This is a genomic window from Brevibacterium samyangense, from assembly GCF_039529845.1.
GTDB lineage: Bacteria > Actinomycetota > Actinomycetes > Actinomycetales > Brevibacteriaceae > Brevibacterium > Brevibacterium samyangense.
This window is the reverse complement of the sequence record NZ_BAAANO010000005.1, coordinates 266,355-285,554: the sequence shown is the minus strand read 5'-3', so window position 1 is coordinate 285,554 and position 19,200 is coordinate 266,355. Positions and strand designations below refer to the sequence as shown.

Here is a 19,200-nt window from a genome sequence, read left to right as displayed (position 1 = left end):
CTCGGCGGCGGGAGGGGGAAGGAGGAGTGCGCGTCAGCGCAGCTCGTCCTTGTACGTCTCCTTCATGAAGAGGATGACGAGGAAGGTGACGATGCCGGCGACCGTCGGCAGGAGCGCGGTGAGGACCGGGACGCCGGTGGCGTTCACGATCGCGGTGCCGACCATGGGGGCGGTGCCGCCGAAGGCCATGACGGCGAAGTTGTAGCCGATGCCGAGGGCCGAGTAGCGGACGTTCGTCGGGAACTGCTCGGACAGGGCCGCGATACCGGCGCCGGAGAACGCCGCGAGGATGAGGGCGATGATCACCTGGCCGAGGACGATGAGGACCGCGTTGTTCGTCGTGAGCATGAAGAGGACGGGGAAGCTGAGGAACACGAACCCGCCGGACCCGATGAGGAGGAGAGGTTTACGGCCGATCCGGTCGGAGAGCCAGCCCATCGGCGCGATGAGGATCGTGAAGAACACGAGGACAGCGAGGTTCGAGCTGCGGGTGAAGCGTTCGTCGGCACCGACGACCTCGACGAGGAAGGTCGGCAGGTAGGTGAGGAAGAAGAAGTAGGCGACGGTCCACACGACGGTGAAGCCGAATCCGCGGAGCATCGCGCGCCACTGCTGGGTGAAGGCGACGACGAGCGGGGCCTTGACGGTGTGGCCGGCCTCCTCCTCCGCGCGGTAGGCGGGGGTGTCCTCCATGCCCCAGCGGAGCACGATCGCGGCGAGGCCGGTGAGGGCACCGATGAGGAACGGGATGCGCCATCCGAAGGCGGCCATCTGATCGGCGTCGAAGACGAAGGTGACGGTGGTGACGACGCCGGAGGCGAGGACGTAGCCGCCGGCGGTGGACACCTGGTTCCACGAGCCGAAGAAGCCGCGCTTGCTCTTGGGTGCGTACTCGACGAGGAGGGAGGCGGAGCCCGCCCATTCGCCGGCCATCGCCGCACCCTGGCACAGCCGCAGGAAGACGAGGAGGACGGCGGCGAGCATGCCGATCGAGTGGTACGTCGGGAGCAGACCGATCAACGTGGTGACGATCGCCATGCCGACGACGGAGATGAGGAGCGCGGCCTTGCGTCCGTACCGGTCGCCGATGTGGCCGAAGATCATCGTGCCGATCGGGCGGGCGATGAAGCCGACCGCGAAGGTCGCGAAGGAGGCGAGGAGGGACGTCGCCGGGTCGTCCGAGGGGTAGAAGTTCAGACCGATGTAGACGGCGAGGTAACCGTAGGCGAGGTTGTCGTACGCCTCCATGAGGTTGCCGAAGGCGCTCGCGAAGACGGCCTTGACGGCGCCCTTGGGCATTTCCTCGGTGTCGATGATGCGGGTGCCCGGGCTGCTGCCGTCCGGCACGTGGCCGGCCGAGGGTGCGGTCTGGGTCATGGTGGGGATCTCCTTGGACGGCGTGGGGTGCGCCGGGTACTCGGGCGGTTCGTCGAGGGGAGTCCTGGTGATTCTGGCGACATCGTGTGACCTGAAATTGCGTGCTCTCACCCAATGTTTGCGCCGGTCGTATAACGAAATGGTGACGTACGGACGTGAGCCTGGGTCTTCTGCCGAATCCCGGATGGTTTCCACGCGACAGCAACGCACCGAAGTGGGTGAAAACCCGCAGGCTCGCGCACCCTCGGCGCCCGTTCGACGATCAGTCACACAAATCGAACCGGTCCGCACACTCGGTCACGAAACGGACACGGTTGCCCGCAGTTGTCCACAATTTTCTAATTCCATCTGTGTCACACATCACGTGAAGGCTACTTTGGGACCACGTTTCACCCGAGGTTTTCGCAGGTTTTCACAGGATCGACAGGAGTTCTCCGTGGACGCAGCCACGATCGTCACCACCGAGGTCAAGGACGCTATTCGTACACGGGGCATCGATCCGCGCACCGAACCCGCCGTCACCCGCGATCTCATCGCCGAGGTGATCGCGGCCTACGACGAGCGCACCCTCTCCGGGTCCCTCCCCCTCCTCGCCGATCCCGATGGTCTTCTTCATCGGATCCTCGACGAGGTCTCCGGATTCGGTGCGCTGCAGCGGTACCTCGACGATCCCGATGTCGAGGAGATCTGGCTCAACGGTCCGCACGAGGTGTTCATCAGCCGCCGGGGCGTCAGTGAACTCACGACGACGGCGTTCACCGAGGCCGAGGTGGCCGATCTCATCGAGCGGATGCTCCGGTCGTCCGGCAGGAGGGTCGATCTGTCGTCCCCCTTCGTCGACGCGATGCTGCCGGACGGATCCCGGCTCCACGTCGTCCTGCCCGACATCACGCGCCGGCATCCGTCCGTGAACATCCGGAAGTTCATCACCCGCACCCGCGGCCTGCGGGACCTCGTCGCGAACGGAACGCTGCCGCCGACGGCCGCGCACTTCCTCCACGCCGCCGTGATCGCCGGCGCCAACGTCCTCGTGAGCGGTGCGACGCAGGCGGGAAAGACGACGATGCTCGGAGCGCTCACCGGTGAACTGCCGGCCCGGGAACGGGTCATCACGTGCGAGGAGGTGTTCGAGCTCTCCGTGAGCAGCCGCGACTGGGTGGCGATGCAGTGCCGTCAGCCCTCCCTCGAGGGCACCGGGCAGGTGACGCTGCGCCAGCTCGTGAAGGAGGCGCTCCGGATGCGCCCGGACCGCCTCATCATCGGCGAGGTCCGGGAAGCCGAGTGCTTCGATCTCCTCGTCGCGATGAATTCCGGCCTGCCCTCGATGGGCAGCATCCATGCGAACTCCGCCCGCGCCGCCGTGACGAAACTCTGTACCCTCCCCCTCCTCGCCGGCCCGAACATCGGTTCGGCGTTCGTCACCCCGACCGTCGCCGGTTGCGTCGACCTCGTCGTCCACATGCGCCGCGACTCCGGGGGCGCCCGGCGGGTGGAGGAGATCGTCGCCGTGCCCGGCGGCATCGAGGCCGGAGTGGTGGAACTCGAGACCGTCTTCCACTCGAACGCCGAGGGGCGCCTCGTGCGCGGGACCGGTTTCAGTCACCTCGCCGACCGGTTCGCCGCGGCCGGGCACGACATCCACGCGATCCTCGAGGCCGCATGAGCACCTCGCTCGCCGGTGCCCTGTGCGGGCTCGGCATCGGACTCGGCCTGTTCCTCGTATGGTGGTCGGCGTGGAACGACCCACCCCGCCGCAGGCAACCGGCGCGCTGGGTCGTCGACACGGCGGACATGCTCACGACCGCGGGCCTGCCGCGGATGCGCCCGCACCACCTCGTCCTCGTGTCCCTCGGAGTCGGGGCGCTCGTCCTCCTCCTCGGGTACTTCTTCACCTCGAGTCCCGTCATCAGCGCGTGTTTCGCACTCATCGCCGCCACTGCACCTCCGGTGTACGTCCGGCACCGGGCCCTGTCCCGGCAGGTCGAACGGCGGGCGCTGTGGCCGGAGGCGATCGACCACCTCGGTTCGGGGGTGCGTGCCGGTATGTCCCTGCCCGAGGCGATCGGCGGTCTCGCCGTCCGCGGCCCGGAGACCCTGCGACCGCTGTTCGCCGTCTTCGCCGCCGAGTACCGCGCCACCGGCAGCTTCCGGATGTCCCTCGAACGGTTCAAGGCCGCCTGTGCCGACCCCGTCGCCGACCGGATCGTCGCCGCGCTCGTCGTCACCCGGGAGGTCGGCGGCACGGACCTCGGGACGATGCTCGGCACCCTCAGCACGTTCCTGCGGGAGGACGCACGGACCCGGTCGGAGCTCCGGGCGCGGCAGAGCTGGACGGTGACGGGAGCGCGACTCGCGGTCGCGGCACCGTGGATCGTGCTCGCACTGCTGTCGACCCGTCCGGAGACCGCGGCCGCGTACAACACCGCGCAGGGAGCCTCGCTCCTCCTCGTGGGTCTTGTCGTCTCCGTCGTCGCGTATGCGGTGATGAAACGCATCGGCCGGCTTCCCGCCGAACCACGGGTGCTGCGATGAATCCGGCGCTCGTCGTGCTCCTCGGTCTGTCCATCGGGCTCTCGCTCGCCTTCACCGTCTCCCGCCTGCCCGTGTTCCGGCGGCCGACGCTCGCCGACCGGATCGCTCCGTACCTGCGCGACCAACCGCAGATCGCCGCGCGGTTCGTTCCGGCGGAACCGACCGACGGCGGTGTGCGGGGAATCCTCGCTTCCACGCTCGGCACCTGGGGATCGTGGCTGGCTGCCCGCCTCACGACGGATGCCGGGCTCGTCGGTCGGATCGCCCGCTCGGGCGGGGCGGAGACCGTCGAACGGTTCCGCGCCGGTCAGATCCTGTGGATCTCGTGCGGCGTCGTCGCGGGGGCGCTGTTCGGGACCGCGTCCGGGATCTCCCGGGGATTCAACCCGGTCCTGCTGGTCCTCCTCATCGTTCTCGGTGGCGTGAGCGGGCACCTGTACAACGACTGGGCGTTGTCGGCCCGGATCCGCCGCCGGGAGGAACGGATCCTCGCGGAGTTCCCGACCGTCGCCGAACTGCTCGCGCTCTCCATCACCGCGGGTGAGGGCACCGTCGACGCGCTCGAACGGGTCTGCCGCACGACGTCGGGAGCGCTCAGCGACGAACTCGGGATCGCGCTCGCCGAGGCGCGGACCGGGGTCCCTCTCGTCGAGGCACTCGACAACGTCGGCCGCCGGACCGGGATCCGCAGCATCGTGCAGTTCGTCGACGGGGTCGCGGTCGCGATCTCCCGTGGCACGCCGCTCGCCGAGGTCCTCCGTGCCCAGGCCTCCGACGTCCGGGACGACAGCAAACGGCGGCTCATGGAGATGAGCGGTCGCAAGGAGGTCGGGATGCTCGTCCCCGTCGTCGCCTTCGTCCTCCCCATCACGGTGCTCTTCGCGGTGTACCCGTCCCTCACCGTCCTCGAGATCTCGCCCTGACCGTTCCTGTTGCCGACGTCCACCCGTCCGACTCTTCAGCATCCGACTGCACATCACCGAGAGGAATCCCGTCATGTTCACCCGTTTCGCCTCGAAGTTCCGCCTCGCTCTCGCCCTCGTCCCGCTCCTCCTCGTGTCCCCGTTCTCCCGCGCCGCATCGTTCGCGAAGCCCCGCCGAGGCGCCCGGACCCTGCGTTCGGACCGCGGCGATGTGCCCGGGTGGGTGCTCATCACGATGATGTCCGCCGGCCTCGTCGTGGTCCTCTGGACCCTCGCCGGGGACGCGCTCACGGATATGTTCTCGGACTCGATGAACAGCGTCCGCGCGAAGCAATGAGTGCGCAGGTGCGCCGGCGGGGATTCCGCACCCGGCTCCCGGACCGGCACAGGCGGCGTGACCGTGGTTCGACGGTCGCGGAGTTCGCGCTCATCGCCGGCCTGCTCTCGCTCGTGTTCGCGGGCGTGCTGCAGTTCGGACTCGCCCTCCACGTGCGGAACACCGTCATCGATGCGGCGATCGCCGGCGCGCGCCTGGGCGGAACTCTCGACCGCTCCCCCGCCGACGGAGTCGACCACACGCGCGAGGTCATCACCGCGGCGATCGGCGAGTCCTACGCCCGTGACGTGAGCGCAGTGGAGTCACGGATGGACGGTGTCCGGGTCGTCACCGTGTCCGTCGACGCACCGATCCCCGTGCTCGGCCTGCTCGGCTCCGTGGGCACATGGGAACTCCGGGGGCGGGTCGTCGCCGAGGACGTGTCGGGATGAGCGTGCTCGCGTCGTACCGACGGGCCCTCGCACGGTTCCTGTCCGCGCCCGACCGCGGATCCGGCACGGTCGAGTTCGTGTTCGTCACGGTCGTCCTCCTCGTGCCCGTCGTGTACCTCGTCGTCGCACTCGCCCAGATCCAGGGCGGGTCCTTCGCCACACACGCGGCGGCGGTGAACGCCGCCCGCGCCGCGGCCCGCTACCCGGATTCCGCCGAGGTGCGGGCGGATCTCATGACCCGCATGCACTTCGAGGACTTCGGGCTCGAGGAGGTCCACTGGTCGATCGACCTCGACTGTTCTGCGGACTGTCGCGCCGCCGGCACCTACGTGACGGCGACCGTCGAGGCCCGGATCCCCGTTCCGGGCACACCCCTGTTGTTCGGTGCGGACTCGGCACCCCATGTCACGGTGCGCGGCTCCCACAGCGATGTCGTGTCCCCGCACGTCGGGAGGGCACAGAGATGAGGAGGGCGATCATTGCAGCGCGGCGCCCGTCCCGCAGCGACGAGGGATCCGTCCTGCCCCTCGGGATCGGCTTCACGACGATCGCGCTCATGCTCGTGTTCCTCGCGGTGACGATCACGGACATCGCTCTCGCACAGAACCGCCTGAGATCACTCGCCGACTCCGCGGCACTCGCGGCGACGAACTCCTTCGTCCCCGCGGACAGCCCGATCCCCGGCATCCTCCTCACCGATGAGATCGTCGAGGACGGCGCCGGGGCCTACCTCGACGCGGTGGACGCCGCGGAGTCCTTCACCGATCTCGACCTCCGCACGAGGACCGACGACGGTATGAGCGTCTCCGTCGAGCTGCGTGCACGCCACTCCCCGGTGTTGTTGTCCCCGTTCGTGCCCTACGAGATGGAGATCGCCGCGACGGGTGAGGCCCGTGGTGCGCTCCGGTACGGGTGAAGGCGGCTCGTCACACCTCACAGGAACCACGAGAGCACGAACACGAGCCCCAGGCCGATGAGGCTGCCGACGCTCGTCGTGATGCTCACGGACTTCACGGCGCCCTTCGTCGTCTGTCCGAGCATCGTCTTCGTCATCCAGAAGAAGTTGCTGTGCACCGTCATGAAGAAGAGCGATCCGGCAGCGGCGGAGAGCGCGATGAGCACGGGGTCCACGCCCGTGGACGCGGCGACCGGGGCGAGGAAGCCGGCGGCGGTGATCGAGGCGACGGACACGGAGCCGATCGCGATGTGGAGGACGACCGCGAGCACCCACGCGAGAAGGATGGGTGAGGCCGCGTCCTCGGAGAACATCCCGCCGAGGATGTCCCCGAGGCCGATCGACTTCACCATCTCCGCGAGCGATCCGCCGAGGCCGGTGAGCGCGAGGATCTCCCCGCTCGCGGTGAACCCGCTCTTCATCGACTGTTTCACGCAGTCCTGGTCCCGGGAGATCCGCAGGAGCACGAAGGCGAGGAACGTGGCGAGGAACATCGCCACCGTCGGACTGCCGAGGAACGACATGACGGGGATGTCGACCCCGATGTTCGTGAGCACCGACTCCCCCGCGATGAGGACGAGCGCGAGGAACACGGGCGTGATCGTGAGCCACAACGGCAGCCGGCGCACCCCCTCGTCGTCCGGTGCCGGCTCGTCGAGCGCATCCGCGGTGTGGTCCTCGTCCGTCGCGGTGTCCCACATCCCGAACCGCAGGAAGAGGAGTTTCATCACGAGGATCGTGAGGACGATCCCGACGACGGCGACCGCAGTGCCGAAGAGGAGGAACCGTGGGATCGGTACCCCGACGAGCGAGCTGAGGGCGAGCGATCCGACACTCGGGATCATCATCGTGAGCCCGAAGAGGATGCCGGCGCTCAGCGACGCCGACACGATGCCGATCCCCGCTTTCCCGAGGCGCCGCGCCACCGACCGGCCGACCGGCGCCGTGATGACGAAGATGACGTCGGAGAAGATCGACTGGAGAACGGTCCCGGTCGTCGCGCCGAGGGCGTAGGGGGCGAAGCATCTCCCGGAGACCTTCATGAGCACCTCGACGAGTCCGTCGATCGCCCCGAGCCGGAAGAGGATCGCCCCGAGGAGTACCCCGAGCACGATGAGCAGGCCGATCTCCGCCATGATCGACCCGAACCCGGTCGTGATGATCTCGACCGTCCCCTCGGCCCCCTGACCGGTGGCGAGGCCGAGGTAGACGGTGCCGATGACGAGCGCGAAGAGCGGGTCGAGTTTCACCCCGACGATGAGCACGATGACACCCACCACCGTGATGAGGGTGTGCAGAACGGTGAGCCAATCGGCCATGGGGAACTCCTGATTCGTCGTTGAATCCGGTTCGTCGTCGAACCGCGGGTACCCACGTGCGGGCGGTCAGTCCTCCCGGGGTGTGAGGGACTCCAACCACCGCGTCGCCGCCGGCGTACTGCCGGGCAGCGCGTGGATGAGGGGGAAAGCGAAGCTGTCGTGTCCGTGCGCATCGAACGCGGCGTGCGCCCGGGCCACGTCGCCCGAGAGCACCTCGTCGCGCAGCAGTCGATGCCGTGCGACGTTGTCCGCGGGGGTCTCGATCGACTCCCGCTGCCGGAGGTTCATCGTCATGCACACCTTCACCTGGGTCGTGAGACCCGCATAACTGCCGATGAGGCGACTGTTGCCGCAGAGCGCGACGAGTGCGGTGTGGAACCGGTGACTGGCCTCGAGACGTTCGAAGTCGTCCTCCGTCCCGAACGCCTCGCCGAGTCCGGCGAGCGCCGCATCGAGTTCGGTCGTGTCCGCGTTCCCGACACCGACCCAGCGGTACAGGTGGTCGACCGCCATGTGCTCGAGGCTCGCGCGGAACGTGAGGATCTCGAACACGTCGTTCTGGTCGAGCAGCGCCACCGTGACCCCGGCGCGCGGACGGCGCACGACGAGGCCGTTCGCCTCGAGCAGGCGCAGTGCCTCCCGGACGGGTGCCCGGGAAACGCCGAGGCGCCTGCACAGGTCCTCCTCGACGAGCCGGGAGCCCGGGGCGAGATCGCCCCGGTACACGAGTGCGGAGATCCGGTCGGCTGCGAGTTCGGCGAGACTCCTGCTCTCGATGAGCATCGGGTCCTTCTCCCCTGCTGCCTCCCCTGCCACCACGTTCACTCCTCACTCGGTCGGTGTGCGTGGAATTTCTGCGTGCACACGCACCGCACATCGCATACTGTAGACAATCGACAGTGAAGTGCAACACAACGACCTGCAACACAACGAGGTGAAGCGTGTCCCCGGAGTCCTCTCAGTCCCCACAGAAAACCCGTCCACCCCTCCACGGCGTCACCGTCCTCGAGATCGGCGTCTTCATCGCCGGTCCCTTCGCGACGACGCAACTGGCCGACCTCGGCGCCCGCGTCATCAAGATCGAGACCCCCGGCGTCGGCGACACCGTCCGCTCCTCCGCACCGTTCATCGCCGGCGAGTCGAGCACGTTCATGCGGATGAACCGCAACAAGGAATCGATCGAGCTCGATCTCAAGTCCCCCGCGGGCCGCGCCGCGTTCCTCACCCTCCTGAAGTCCGCCGACGTCCTCGTCGAGAACCTCCGCCCGGGTTCCCTGCGGAAGATGGGCCTCGGGTACGAGGACCTCCGGGAGGAATTTCCAGCACTCGTGTACGCCTCGGTCTCCGGTTGGGGCCAGGACGGTCCCCTGGCCCCGCAGCCCGGGCTCGACATCATGGCACAGGCCCGCTCGGGCCTCATGAGCATCACCGGGTTCCCGGACGCGCCCCCGGCGAAGGTCGGCGTCCCCATCTGCGACCTCACGACCGCGCTCTACACCGCGATGGCGATCCTCGCCGCGCTCTACGAACGTCGCGACTCCGGCCTCGGCCAGTACCTCGACGTCTCCCTCTTCGAATCCGCGGTGTCGCTCGGCGTGTGGGAGGTCGGCAGCTGGTTCGCCACCGGCGCCGTCGGCAGGCCGAACGGGTCCGCCCACCAGGCCCTCGCGCCCTACCAGGCGGTCCGCGCCGCAGACGGGTACGTCACCATCGGCGCGAACACCGACTCCACGTGGAAACGCTTCTGCAGCGCGTTCGACCTCGCCGACCTCGCGGGCGACCCCCGGTTCGCGACCTCGCCTCTCCGCATGGAGAACCGGCCGGAACTCATCGCCCTCATCGAGGAGCGCTTCGCCGCACACACGATCGCGGACGTCGTCGCCGAACTCGAACGCGTCGGTGTGCCCGTCGCCCCCATCAACGACTACTCCCAGGTCTTCACCGACGAGCACCTCCACGCCCGCGGGTTCTTCTGGAACTCCGAGCACCCGACGGCCGGCACCGTCGAACAGGTCGGCAACCCCATGCGCTTCTCCCGGTCCGAGGTCGTCCGCAGCCACCCGGCTCCCCCGCTGGGCGCGGACACGGAGCGAGTGCTCGCGGAGGTATCAGGCGCCCGGGTGGACGGCGACACACAGGAAGGACAGCAGTCATGACGGATCCTCACGCCACCGAGGCGCCCCTCCTCGTCGAGCGCCACGGGCCGGCGCTCCATGTCACCTTCAACCGGCCCGAGGCCCGGAACGCAATGACCTTCGAGATGTACGCGGGCCTCGCCGAGGCGGTCCGGACTCTCGATGCCGACCCGGCTCTCCGGGTCCTCGTCCTCCGCGGAGCCGGCGGCCGGGCGTTCATCGCCGGGACCGACATCGCGCAGTTCCGGGGGTTCACCGGGGAGGACGGGGTCGCCTACGAGGCCCGGATCGACGAGGTCCTCGGGGTCGTCGAGAACGCGCAGAAGCCCGTCCTCGCCATCATCGACGGTCACTGCGTGGGCGGCGGACTCGGGATCGCTGCGTGTGCGGACGTGCGGATCGCCGCACCGAACGCCTCCTTCTCCGTGCCGATCGCCCGGACGCTCGGGAACACGCTGTCCGCGAGCACTCTCGCGCGCCTCGTCGGCGTCCTCGGCCGGGCCCGGGTCGCCTCGATGCTCCTCACCGCCCGTGCGGTGAAGGCCGAGGAGGCGCTCACGAGCGGATTCCTCACCGAGGTCGCGGAATCCGCCGAGGCCCTCGACGAGCGGGCCGCGTACTGGACCGACCGCCTCGCCTCGGGGGCGCCGCTCACGCAGTGGTCGATCAAGGAGAACCTGCGCCGGATCGCCGCCCGTGCCGCGGGCGACCCGGTCGACGACTCCGATGTCGTGTCCCGGGTCTACGGCAGCGCGGACTTCGCGGGTGCCGTCGAGGCGTTCCTCGGCAAGACGGACATGACCTGGACGGGGAAGTAGGCAGGACTCGCGGCTACTCCCCGCCGTCACACCCCGTCGGTGCTCACGAGGACGACCGTCGCGTCCGCGTCGAGGCCGAGGACCTCGCGGCCGCCGGGCACCTCGAGCGCGGCCGTCACCGCCGCCGCGGTCGCCGACCCGCACGGTCCCGCTGGCACTCCTGCGTCCTGCAGGATCTGCTGGGCGGCAGCGGATTCCGCGTCGGTGACCGCGATCGCGGCGTCGAGCCCGGCCCGGATCACCGGCCAGGCGGCGGCGGAGATCGTGCCGCAGTTGAGCCCTGCCATCGTCGTCGCCTCCGTCGCCGAGGCGCTCACCGGCTCCCCCGCCGCGACCGAGGCGACGACACACGCCGCACCGACAGGCTCGGCGGACAGGAGGACCGGCAGATCGGACCGCTGCGCGGACCGGAAGTGCTGCACCCCGGCCTGGAGGAGCGAGCCGACACCGGCGGGCACGACGACGAGCGAGCGCCCTCGTTCTGCAGTCGCATCATCACCCTTCGCGTCCTGTCCGTCCTCCCCGCGTTGCTCGTCGATCTCCGCGAAGAGCGTCGAGTACCCCTCGACGATCGCCCGCGGCACGTCCTCGTACCCGTCCCACGACATGTCCTGGACGAGGAGATCGTCGGGACCGGTGCAACTCGCCGCGGCCTGCGCGACGGCGTCGTCGTAGGTGGACTCCGAATCGGTGACGGTCGCACCCTCGCCGGCGATCGCCTCGGCGACGGAGGCCGGCAGGCCCCCGGCGAGCACGATGCGCGCCCGCACCCCGAGGAGCTTCGCCATCCGGGCGAGCGCCCGGCCGTGGTTGCCGTCCGTCGCGGTGACGAGGGTGATCTCCCGGCCCGAGGCGCCCAGCCCCTCCGCGAGGGCCCGCAACTCCGCGAGCGAGGACACCGGCGGCACCCCGGCGGCGGCACTGAGCGCACACGCGGCACCCCAGGACGCTCCGAGGATCTTGAACGCCGGGAGCCCCATGCGGTTCGACTCGTCCTTGACGAGCACCTGCCGCACACCCCAGGCGTCCACGAGGGCGGGCACCGGAGTGAGAGCGCTGCGGGCGTAGCCGGGCATCGTGCGGTGGAAGGCGAGCGCGGGCGGGGCGTCGGTCGGTTCTCCGGAGGGGCCGGGCTCCGCGGTTCCCGCAGGCGCGGCCGAGCGCCAGGTCCGGTCCCGGTCGTTGACGGCCCACGGGCGAGCTGTGCCGGGAGAGATTCCTGCGCCGCTCATGGTGTTCATGCCACTCATGCTGTTCATGCCGCTCATTCTGCAAGTCCCAGGATCGTCTCGGCGAGGACGCGGACGCCGGCGGCGCAGTCCTCGGGCGTCGAGTACTCGCGCGGATTGTGGCTGATCCCGTCGTACTGTCCGCGCACGAAGACCATGGCGGACGGCGCGATCGCCGCCATCTCCTGCGCGTCGTGTCCGGCACCCGACATGAGCCGCATCGTCGTGAACCCGAGTTCGTACGCGGACTTCTCGATGTGGTTCTGCACGTCCTCGTCGAAGGGGACGACGGGGGTCTTCGCGGTCTGTTCGGTCTCGATGCGCAGCCCCGGGGTCTCCGTCTGCAGTTGTGCGAGGAACGCGGCGAGGTCCGCCTCGGCCCGGGCCATGAGCCCGTCGTCGGGATTTCGGAGGTCGACGGTGATCTCGGCGAGCTCGGGGACGACGTTCGGCAGGCTCGGTTCGGTGCGGAAGTGCCCGACGGTCGCCCGCAACTGCCCGTACTCCCCCGAGTCGACCATCTGCCGCACGTGGACGACGATGCGGGCTGCGGCGAGGCCGGCATCGACCCGCAGTTCCGTCGGGGTGGTCCCGGCGTGGGCGGCGCGGCCGTGGACGGTGATGCGCTGCCAGGAGATCGCCTGGACGCCGGTGACGACGCCGACGGGGTGCCCTTCGGCGGCGAGGATCGGGCCCTGTTCGATGTGGCACTCGACGTAGGCGTGCGGCGCCTCGATGTGCGCGGAGGCGTCCCCGCGGAAGCCGATGCGTGCGAGTTCGTCGCCGAACCGCAGCCCGGCCCCGTCGCGCAGGTCGTACGCCTGCTCGAGCGGGATGCGCCCGGTCGCGACGGCGGACCCGAGCATGTCGGTGCCGAACCGGACACCTTCCTCCTCGGTCCACGAGGCGACGATCACCGGGCGGCGTGTCGTCACGCCGGCGTCATTCATCGCCCGGACGACCTCGAGCGCGCCGAGGACTCCGAGGCATCCGTCGAACGCTCCGGCCGTCCCCACCGAGTCGATGTGCGAGCCGGCGACGACCGGCAGTGCGTCCGGGTCGGTGCCCTCGCGTCGGCCGAACACGTTGCCCATCGCGTCGATCGTCACCGTGAGCCCGGCGTCCTCCATCCAGCCGATGAGGAGCCGGCGCCCGGCCGCGTCCTCGTCGGTGAGTGCCTGCCGGTTCACGCCCATGAGCCCGGTGGCCGCGTCCGGGTACTCCCCGATCCGGGCGAGCGCCATGAGCGAGGACCACAGACGATCGGAGTCGACGGGGAGGGTGGCAGGTGGCGCAGAAACGGTCATGGAGGCTCCTGGGTTTCGGGCGGGTGGGGGGCAGGGGAACGGAGGACGGGAACGGCCCGGACCGGGTGGATCGGGGATCGGCCCGGGCCGTGGGCGGAGCCGGGGATGCTCCGTCGGTGACACCGAGGGGTGCTCCTGCCACGGTATGCGCACGGATTCACGGCATCCATAGCATCATTGCCATGTGTACTCATGAACTTCGGACATGAGAAGGAGTTTCCACCGTGTACGACCTCACCCGTCTGCGCATCCTCCGCGAGGTCCACCTGCGCGGCACCCTCGCCGCCGCAGCCGAGGCGCTCGCCCTCGACCCCTCGACCGTCTCCCACCAGCTGCGCCGCCTCGAACGGGAGACCGGCGTCCGGCTCACGGAACCCGTCGGCCGCGGGGTCCGCCTCACGCCGGAGTCCCTCGTCCTCGTCCGGCACACCGAGTCGATCCTCGAGCACCTCGCCCGCGCCGAGGCGGAGATCGCCGCCGGCCGCGACACCGTCCGCGGGCACGTGAGGCTTGCGACCTTCCAGACCGCCGCCCACACGATCGTCCCCGAAGCGCTCGCCGCGCTCCGGACCGCACACCCGGACCTCACGGTGTCGTTCCGCCACCTCGAGGTCGAGGAGGCCCTTCCGGCCCTCCTCGCCCACGACTTCGACCTCGTCCTCCAGGAGGAGTACCCCGACCGCCCGAGGCGCCGCGCCACGGGCGCCGTCATCTCACCGATCGGCGCGGACCGTCTGTGGCTGGTGGGACCGGTGACGGACGAGGAGGACGGCAGGACCCGGCCGGCCGATCTCGCCGCACTCGACGACCACGACTGGGTCATGGAACCCCTCGGCACCCACGCCCGCGCCTGGGCGCGCGCCGAGTGCCACCGCGCAGGATTCGAACCCCGCGTCACCTTCGAGACCTCGGACATGCTGCTCCACCTCCGCCTCGCGAGCAGTGCCGCACGGACGGTCGCCTTCGTCCCGGCGCTCGCGCTCGAGGCCGGGGAGAACGCAACCGGGAACAACGTCGCAGGCGGCGGAGCGTCCGGCGGCGACACTGCCGGAAGCCCGTGGCGCCTCGGGCGTCTTCCCGGTGATCCGCACCGGACGGTGTCCGTCGCGTTCCGGCGCGGCAGCGACGACTCCCCCGCACTGACCGCGGTCCGGGAGGCGCTCACCGCGGCGATGGTGCGCCGAGGGCTCGGGTGAACACTGCGTCTGGTGAGGACCACCTCGGGACAGCACTGAAAACTTCCCGAACGATCGTTCACATTCGAGACTGTCCCATGCGAGACTGCCGAGTGTGGCCACCACGACGAGGTGGAGGCCGGAACGATCACGAGGAGCGCACGTGAACTACGACGATGTGGTGGTGGGACGCCGGAGCATCCGCGGATACCAGGACCGCCCGGTCCCCCGCGAGGTCATCGAGGAGGTCGTATCGCTCGCGATGCGCGCGCCCTCGTCGATGAACACCCAGCCCTGGCACCTGTACGTCATCACCGGTGAGGTACTCGATCGGATCCGCGCCGGGAACACCGAACGCAACCTCGCGGGCGTCCCGCACTCCCGCGAATTCCGCACGCACGACGCCTACGAGGGCGAGCACCGCATGCGTCAGGTCGGGATCGCGAAACAGCTCTTCGGGGCGATGGGCATCGCACGCGAGGACAAGGAGGGGCGCCTCGACTGGGTGCTGCGCGGATTCCGGCAGTTCGACGCGCCGGTGTCGGTGATCATCACGTACGACAAGGAGCTCGCCGGCAACGACATCGCGCCGTTCGACTGCGGGGCGATCGCGAACGCCCTCGTGAATGCCGCGTGGTCACGCGGTCTCGGGTGCGTCATCAACTCGCAGGGCATCATGCAGTCACCGGTCGTCCGGGAACACGCGGGCATCGCCGACGACGAGGTCATCCAGATGGCGGTCGCCATGGGATACCCCGACGAGACCTTCCCCGCGAACGCCGTCGTCTCCGAGCGCAAACCGCTCGAGGAGGCTGTCGTGTGGGTGGGGTTCGAGGACTGAACGGTTCGGGGACTGACCGGTTCGACGGGTGCGGGTTCAGTCGAGTGCGAGCGTCACGTACTCGTACAGCACCGAGGCCTGACCGGACTCGAGCAGACCGTCGACGAGTTCGGTGACGACCGGCATCTCGCTCGTGACCTCGACGACGACGGGCGTCTCGAGGGACAGCGAGGCGAGGAGAACGGCGGCGTCACCGAGGGCCTTCTGGAACTCCGGGGACTCACGGTCGATCGCGCCGGCCCCGGCGGCGCCTGGGCGGCGGGCGTCGAAGAGCGAGGCGAGGGTGAGTTCGGTGGCCGGGTACTCGTCCTCCTCGGACGGAGCGCTCTCCTCGTCCACCGTGTACGGCTCGGCGTAGGAGACCGCGAAGCCGGCGGGTACCCCGTCGCGGCGCAGGATCGCCGCTCCGTGCGCGCCGGTCTGTTCGGAGAGGAAGCGGCGGTTCACGGCACCGACGGACATCTCCGCCGCCGGGTCGACCCGGTTCACGCCCGCGTACCACTCGCCGAAGAGCTGGGTGAGGACGACCGAGCCGGTCGCGGTGACGGTGAAATCGGCCTCGCGACCGGCGCCGAGGCCGGCGAGTGTGCCGGGCTCCACCCGGACCACACGGGTGCGGAAGAGGTCGTGGAATCCGGCCGCACGGGCAGCCGCTTGGCCGTCCGAGCCGGGGCTCACCCGGGCCCGCAGCGGAAGCCCCTCGAGCGAGGTGCCGGCCACGCGCTCACGGACGGCGTCGAGGAGGGCCCGGCCCACGCCTCGGCGGCGGTCCTCCGTGGCGACCTCGACATGGACCCAGGCACGGTGCGGATGCGCCGGGGACTCGGCGATCGCGGCGGCTCCGACGACGACCTCCGTGTTGTCGATCGTCGCGACGACGGCGCGGGTGAGCGGCTGTTCGCCGTCGGGCCGGAAGAGGTTGCGGGCGACGTGTTCGGCGGGCGTCGCCGCGTCGTGGAGGATCTCACCGAGCGCCAGATCGTCTCCCTCGGAAAAAGGCCGGATCGACAAACTCGGCATACGGTGCCCACCTCCACGGGTTTGGATTACTGTCGGGATCATGACGACTTCGGAACTCCCCGATCCTATCGCCCTGGCGTCCGACGCGGCCACGGTTCTCAACACTGCCGCGGGTGTCGAACGCCACGACATCGCCCTCGTCCTCGGCTCCGGGTGGGGCGGGGCCGCCGACCTCATCGGTGAGACGGTGAATGAGATTCCGGCAAGCGAGGTTCCCGGATTCCATGCCTCCGCCGTCGCAGGTCACCCCGGCACGCTCCGCACGATCCGGATCACGGGGACCGACAGGCACGCCCTCGTGCTCGGCGCCCGCACCCACTTCTACGAGGGGAAGGGCGTGCGGGCCGTCGCGCACGGCGTCCGCACCGCTGCCGAGGCGGGCTGCACGTCCGTCGTCCTCACGAACGGGTGCGGCGGACTGAATCCGGAGTGGGGGCCGGGCACTCCCGTCCTCATCTCCGACCACATCAATCTCACCGCGGCCTCACCGCTCGAGGGCGCGACCTTCGTCGACCTCACGGACCTGTACTCGGCCCGCCTCCGCGGGCTCGCGAAGGAGATCGATCCCACACTCGCCGAAGGCGTGTACGCCCAGTTCCGCGGGCCGCACTACGAGACCCCGGCCGAGGTGCGGATGGCGGGGGTCCTCGGCGCCGACCTCGTCGGCATGTCCACAGCCCTCGAGGCCATCGCCGCCCGCCATATGGGGATGGAGATCCTCGGGATCTCGCTCGTCACCAACCTCGCCGCCGGAGTGTCCGCCGAACCCCTCGACCACGCCGAGGTGCTCGAGGCCGGCCGCGCCGCCGGCCCCCGGATCTCCGAACTCCTCGCTCGGATCGTCGCGCGGATGGCGGAGGGCGCCCGATGACCGTCCCGAGCAGGCGGGGCCTCGACGTCCAGGCCGTTCTCGACTGGATCGCGGACGATCCGGACCCGCTCACACGGGCGGAACTGCAGGAGCTCCTGGAGCGCGCGGAGACCGGGGACACGCTCGCCCGGGACGAACTCGAGGACCGGTTCTCCGGGCAACTCGAGTTCGGCACCGCCGGGCTGCGCGGGGCGATCGCCGCAGGCCCGAACCGGATGAACCGCGCGGTCGTCATCCGTGCCGCGGCGGGACTCTCGGCGTTCCTCGACGAGGCGGTCGGCCGGGGGTTCTCCGTCGTCATCGGGTGCGATGCGCGCTACGGTTCCGTCGACTTCGCGAAGGACACGGCAGCGGTCGTCACGGCGGCCGGTGGTCGCGCGATGCTCCTGCCGCCCCACCTTCCGACGCCGGTCACCGCGTTCGCGCTCCTCGCCTTCGGTGCCGACGCCGCGGTCATGGTGACCGCGAGCCACAACCCTCCGCAGGACAACGGCTACAAGGTCTACCTCGGAGAGGCACCGCAGCGGGCGGTCCTCGAACGGCTCGGTGAGGACCCTGCACGGGCGGCCGAGGGCGCCGGCGCCCAGATCGTGCCGCCCTTCGACGCGATGATCGCCGAGCGGATCGCCGCCGTCCCGTCCGTCGCCGCGACTCCGCGCGCCGACGAGGGATGGGAGACTCTCGGGCCCGAGGTCGTGGAGTCCTATCTCCAGTCCCTCGAGGCGCTCGGCGACCGCCTCGGTGCGCGCGCCTCGGGTGACCTGCGGATCGTCCTCACGTCCCTCCACGGCGTCGGTGGCCCCACCGCAGTCGCTGCGCTCGAACGCGCCGGGTTCTCCGATGTCCACGTCGTCGACTCCCAGGCGCAACCGGACCCCGATTTCCCCACGGTCGCCTTCCCGAACCCCGAGGAACACGGCGCGCTCGACGCCGCATACGCCCTCGCGCGGGAGATCGACGCCGATCTCGTCGTGGCGAACGACCCCGATGCCGACCGGTTCTCGGCGGCGATCCCGGTCGCGCGGGGCGGTGCCGGGCCGGAGCGCGGTGCCGGGCCGGAGCGCGGTGCCGGGCCGGAGGGTGAGTGGTACCAGCTCACTGGCGACGAGGTCGGGCTGCTGCTGGGAGAGGCGATCGCCTCGGCGGTGGCCGGTGGAGTGGTGGCCGGTGGAGTGGTGGCCGGTGGAGCGGTCGCCGGTGCCGCGGCGCCCGCCGCCGGAGTCCTCGCGTCGTCGATCGTGTCCTCGCGGTCTCTTGCGGCGGTGGCACGGGCGTACGGTCTTTCGCACACCCCGACGCTCACCGGTTTCAAGTGGATCACCCGTGCTCCGGGGATCGTGTTCGGGTACGAGGAGGCACTCGGGTACAGCGTCGACCCGGCCGTCGTCCGGGACAAGGACGGCATCAGTGCGGCGGTGCTCTTCTGCGCTCTCGCGAGCCGACTCGCCTCGGAGGGCCGCACGATCGCCGACGAGCTCACGCGGATCCGCGCCCGGGACGGGGTGTACGCCACGGCGCCGCTCACGTTCCGACTCGAGGACCTCACGCTCATCCCGGCGACGATGAACCTGTTGCGGACGACTCCCCCGGCCGAGCTCGGTGGGGCCGCGGTCACGCGCGTCGTCGACCTCGCCCGCGGCACGGACCTGCTCCCGCCGACCGAGGGCATTGCGCTGTTCACCGAGACCGGTGACCGCGTCGTCGTCCGACCCTCCGGCACCGAACCCAAGCTCAAGTGCTATCTCGAGGCCGTCGAAGGCGTGAGCGTTCTCGGTGACATGGTTGCGGAGGCCGGCGTCGGCCCCGGGGATGCCGGATTTGCGGATGCCGAGGAGGTTGCCGCAGCGCTCTCGGCGGCCGGGCGCCGCCTCGGACGGATGCGCGAGGACCTGGCGGCGCACCTCGGGTTGTAATTCCCGCGGGTGGTAAC

Annotated in this window: 19 protein-coding genes; 13 read left to right on the top strand and 6 right to left on the bottom strand. The window is 70.1% G+C overall.

What is annotated here, in order from left to right:
* Nucleotides 1-33 precede the first annotated feature (33 nt).
* Complete coding sequence (locus ABD172_RS03550) at nt 34-1,377, bottom strand: MFS transporter (RefSeq protein WP_344306993.1); 1,344 nt, start codon at nt 1,375-1,377, stop codon at nt 34-36.
* A gap of 436 nt (nt 1,378-1,813) precedes the next feature.
* Between ABD172_RS03550 and ABD172_RS03545 the strand changes: the two genes are divergently transcribed.
* The 7 genes from ABD172_RS03545 to ABD172_RS03515 all read left to right on the top strand — a co-directional run bounded on the left by ABD172_RS03545 (nt 1,814) and on the right by ABD172_RS03515 (nt 6,516).
* The gene (locus ABD172_RS03545; RefSeq protein ID WP_344306991.1) at nt 1,814-3,040 is read left to right on the top strand and encodes a TadA family conjugal transfer-associated ATPase; all 1,227 of its coding nucleotides are present in this window, start codon (nt 1,814-1,816) and stop codon (nt 3,038-3,040) included.
* Entirely contained in the window at nt 3,037-3,909 is an 873-nt protein-coding gene (locus ABD172_RS03540; RefSeq protein WP_344306990.1) for a type II secretion system F family protein, read from the top strand. Before ABD172_RS03545 ends, ABD172_RS03540 begins: the two co-directional genes overlap by 4 nt.
* Entirely contained in the window at nt 3,906-4,832 is a 927-nt protein-coding gene (locus tag ABD172_RS03535) for a type II secretion system F family protein (RefSeq protein ID WP_344306988.1), read from the top strand. Before ABD172_RS03540 ends, ABD172_RS03535 begins: the two co-directional genes overlap by 4 nt.
* Before the next feature lie 73 nt (nt 4,833-4,905).
* Nucleotides 4,906-5,169 carry a hypothetical protein gene (locus ABD172_RS03530; protein WP_344307060.1) on the top strand — a complete coding sequence of 88 codons (264 nt, stop codon included), beginning with the start codon at nt 4,906-4,908 and terminating at the stop codon, nt 5,167-5,169.
* Entirely contained in the window at nt 5,166-5,600 is a 435-nt protein-coding gene (locus ABD172_RS03525; protein WP_344306986.1) for a TadE/TadG family type IV pilus assembly protein, read from the top strand. The genes ABD172_RS03530 and ABD172_RS03525 overlap by 4 nt, the downstream gene beginning before the upstream one ends.
* The gene (locus ABD172_RS03520) at nt 5,597-6,067 is read left to right on the top strand and encodes a hypothetical protein (RefSeq protein WP_344306984.1); all 471 of its coding nucleotides are present in this window, start codon (nt 5,597-5,599) and stop codon (nt 6,065-6,067) included. The genes ABD172_RS03525 and ABD172_RS03520 overlap by 4 nt, the downstream gene beginning before the upstream one ends.
* Nucleotides 6,064-6,516 carry a pilus assembly protein TadG-related protein gene (locus tag ABD172_RS03515; protein WP_344306982.1) on the top strand — a complete coding sequence of 151 codons (453 nt, stop codon included), beginning with the start codon at nt 6,064-6,066 and terminating at the stop codon, nt 6,514-6,516. The genes ABD172_RS03520 and ABD172_RS03515 overlap by 4 nt, the downstream gene beginning before the upstream one ends.
* A 17-nt stretch (nt 6,517-6,533) precedes the next feature.
* Here the strand turns inward: ABD172_RS03515 and ABD172_RS03510 are convergent, their stop codons facing one another.
* Both ABD172_RS03510 and ABD172_RS03505 read right to left on the bottom strand, forming a co-directional pair.
* Nucleotides 6,534-7,874 carry a GntP family permease gene (locus ABD172_RS03510; RefSeq protein WP_344306981.1) on the bottom strand — a complete coding sequence of 447 codons (1,341 nt, stop codon included), beginning with the start codon at nt 7,872-7,874 and terminating at the stop codon, nt 6,534-6,536.
* Between the two features lie 66 nt (nt 7,875-7,940).
* Nucleotides 7,941-8,693, bottom strand: coding sequence for a GntR family transcriptional regulator (locus tag ABD172_RS03505; protein WP_344306980.1), 753 nt, complete (start codon nt 8,691-8,693; stop codon nt 7,941-7,943).
* A 122-nt stretch (nt 8,694-8,815) separates the two neighbouring features.
* Between ABD172_RS03505 and ABD172_RS03500 the strand changes: the two genes are divergently transcribed.
* Nucleotides 8,816-10,030, top strand: a complete 1,215-nt coding sequence (locus ABD172_RS03500) for a CaiB/BaiF CoA transferase family protein (protein ID WP_344306978.1) — start codon at nt 8,816-8,818, stop codon at nt 10,028-10,030.
* Nucleotides 10,027-10,827: an enoyl-CoA hydratase gene (locus tag ABD172_RS03495; RefSeq protein WP_344306976.1), complete on the top strand. Its 801-nt coding sequence runs from the start codon at nt 10,027-10,029 to the stop codon at nt 10,825-10,827. The genes ABD172_RS03500 and ABD172_RS03495 overlap by 4 nt, the downstream gene beginning before the upstream one ends.
* 26 nt (nt 10,828-10,853) lie before the next feature.
* Here the strand turns inward: ABD172_RS03495 and ABD172_RS03490 are convergent, their stop codons facing one another.
* Entirely contained in the window at nt 10,854-12,086 is a 1,233-nt protein-coding gene (locus tag ABD172_RS03490) for a pyridoxal-phosphate dependent enzyme (RefSeq protein ID WP_344306974.1), read from the bottom strand.
* Between the two features lie 5 nt (nt 12,087-12,091).
* On the bottom strand, nt 12,092-13,363 hold the full coding sequence (locus ABD172_RS03485; RefSeq protein WP_344306972.1) for a M20 family metallo-hydrolase: 1,272 nt from the start codon (nt 13,361-13,363) through the stop codon (nt 12,092-12,094).
* Between the two features lie 224 nt (nt 13,364-13,587).
* Between ABD172_RS03485 and ABD172_RS03480 the strand changes: the two genes are divergently transcribed.
* Together ABD172_RS03480 and ABD172_RS03475 are read left to right on the top strand one after the other, a co-directional pair.
* Complete coding sequence (locus tag ABD172_RS03480) at nt 13,588-14,559, top strand: LysR substrate-binding domain-containing protein (protein WP_344306971.1); 972 nt, start codon at nt 13,588-13,590, stop codon at nt 14,557-14,559.
* A 142-nt stretch (nt 14,560-14,701) separates the two neighbouring features.
* A complete protein-coding gene (locus tag ABD172_RS03475) occupies nt 14,702-15,379 on the top strand; it encodes a nitroreductase (protein ID WP_344306969.1) in 678 nt (225 codons plus the stop codon).
* Nucleotides 15,380-15,415: 36 nt separating this feature from the next.
* On the opposite strand, the gene ABD172_RS03470 is transcribed toward ABD172_RS03475, so the two are convergent.
* Nucleotides 15,416-16,399 carry a GNAT family N-acetyltransferase gene (locus ABD172_RS03470; RefSeq protein WP_344306967.1) on the bottom strand — a complete coding sequence of 328 codons (984 nt, stop codon included), beginning with the start codon at nt 16,397-16,399 and terminating at the stop codon, nt 15,416-15,418.
* A 40-nt stretch (nt 16,400-16,439) separates the two neighbouring features.
* Between ABD172_RS03470 and ABD172_RS03465 the strand changes: the two genes are divergently transcribed.
* Nucleotides 16,440-17,270 (top strand): purine-nucleoside phosphorylase, encoded by an 831-nt coding sequence (locus ABD172_RS03465; protein WP_344306965.1) that lies wholly within the window; start codon nt 16,440-16,442, stop codon nt 17,268-17,270.
* Nucleotides 17,267-19,183, top strand: a complete 1,917-nt coding sequence (locus ABD172_RS03460; protein ID WP_344306964.1) for a phospho-sugar mutase — start codon at nt 17,267-17,269, stop codon at nt 19,181-19,183. The genes ABD172_RS03465 and ABD172_RS03460 overlap by 4 nt, the downstream gene beginning before the upstream one ends.
* Nucleotides 19,184-19,200 lie beyond the last annotated feature (17 nt).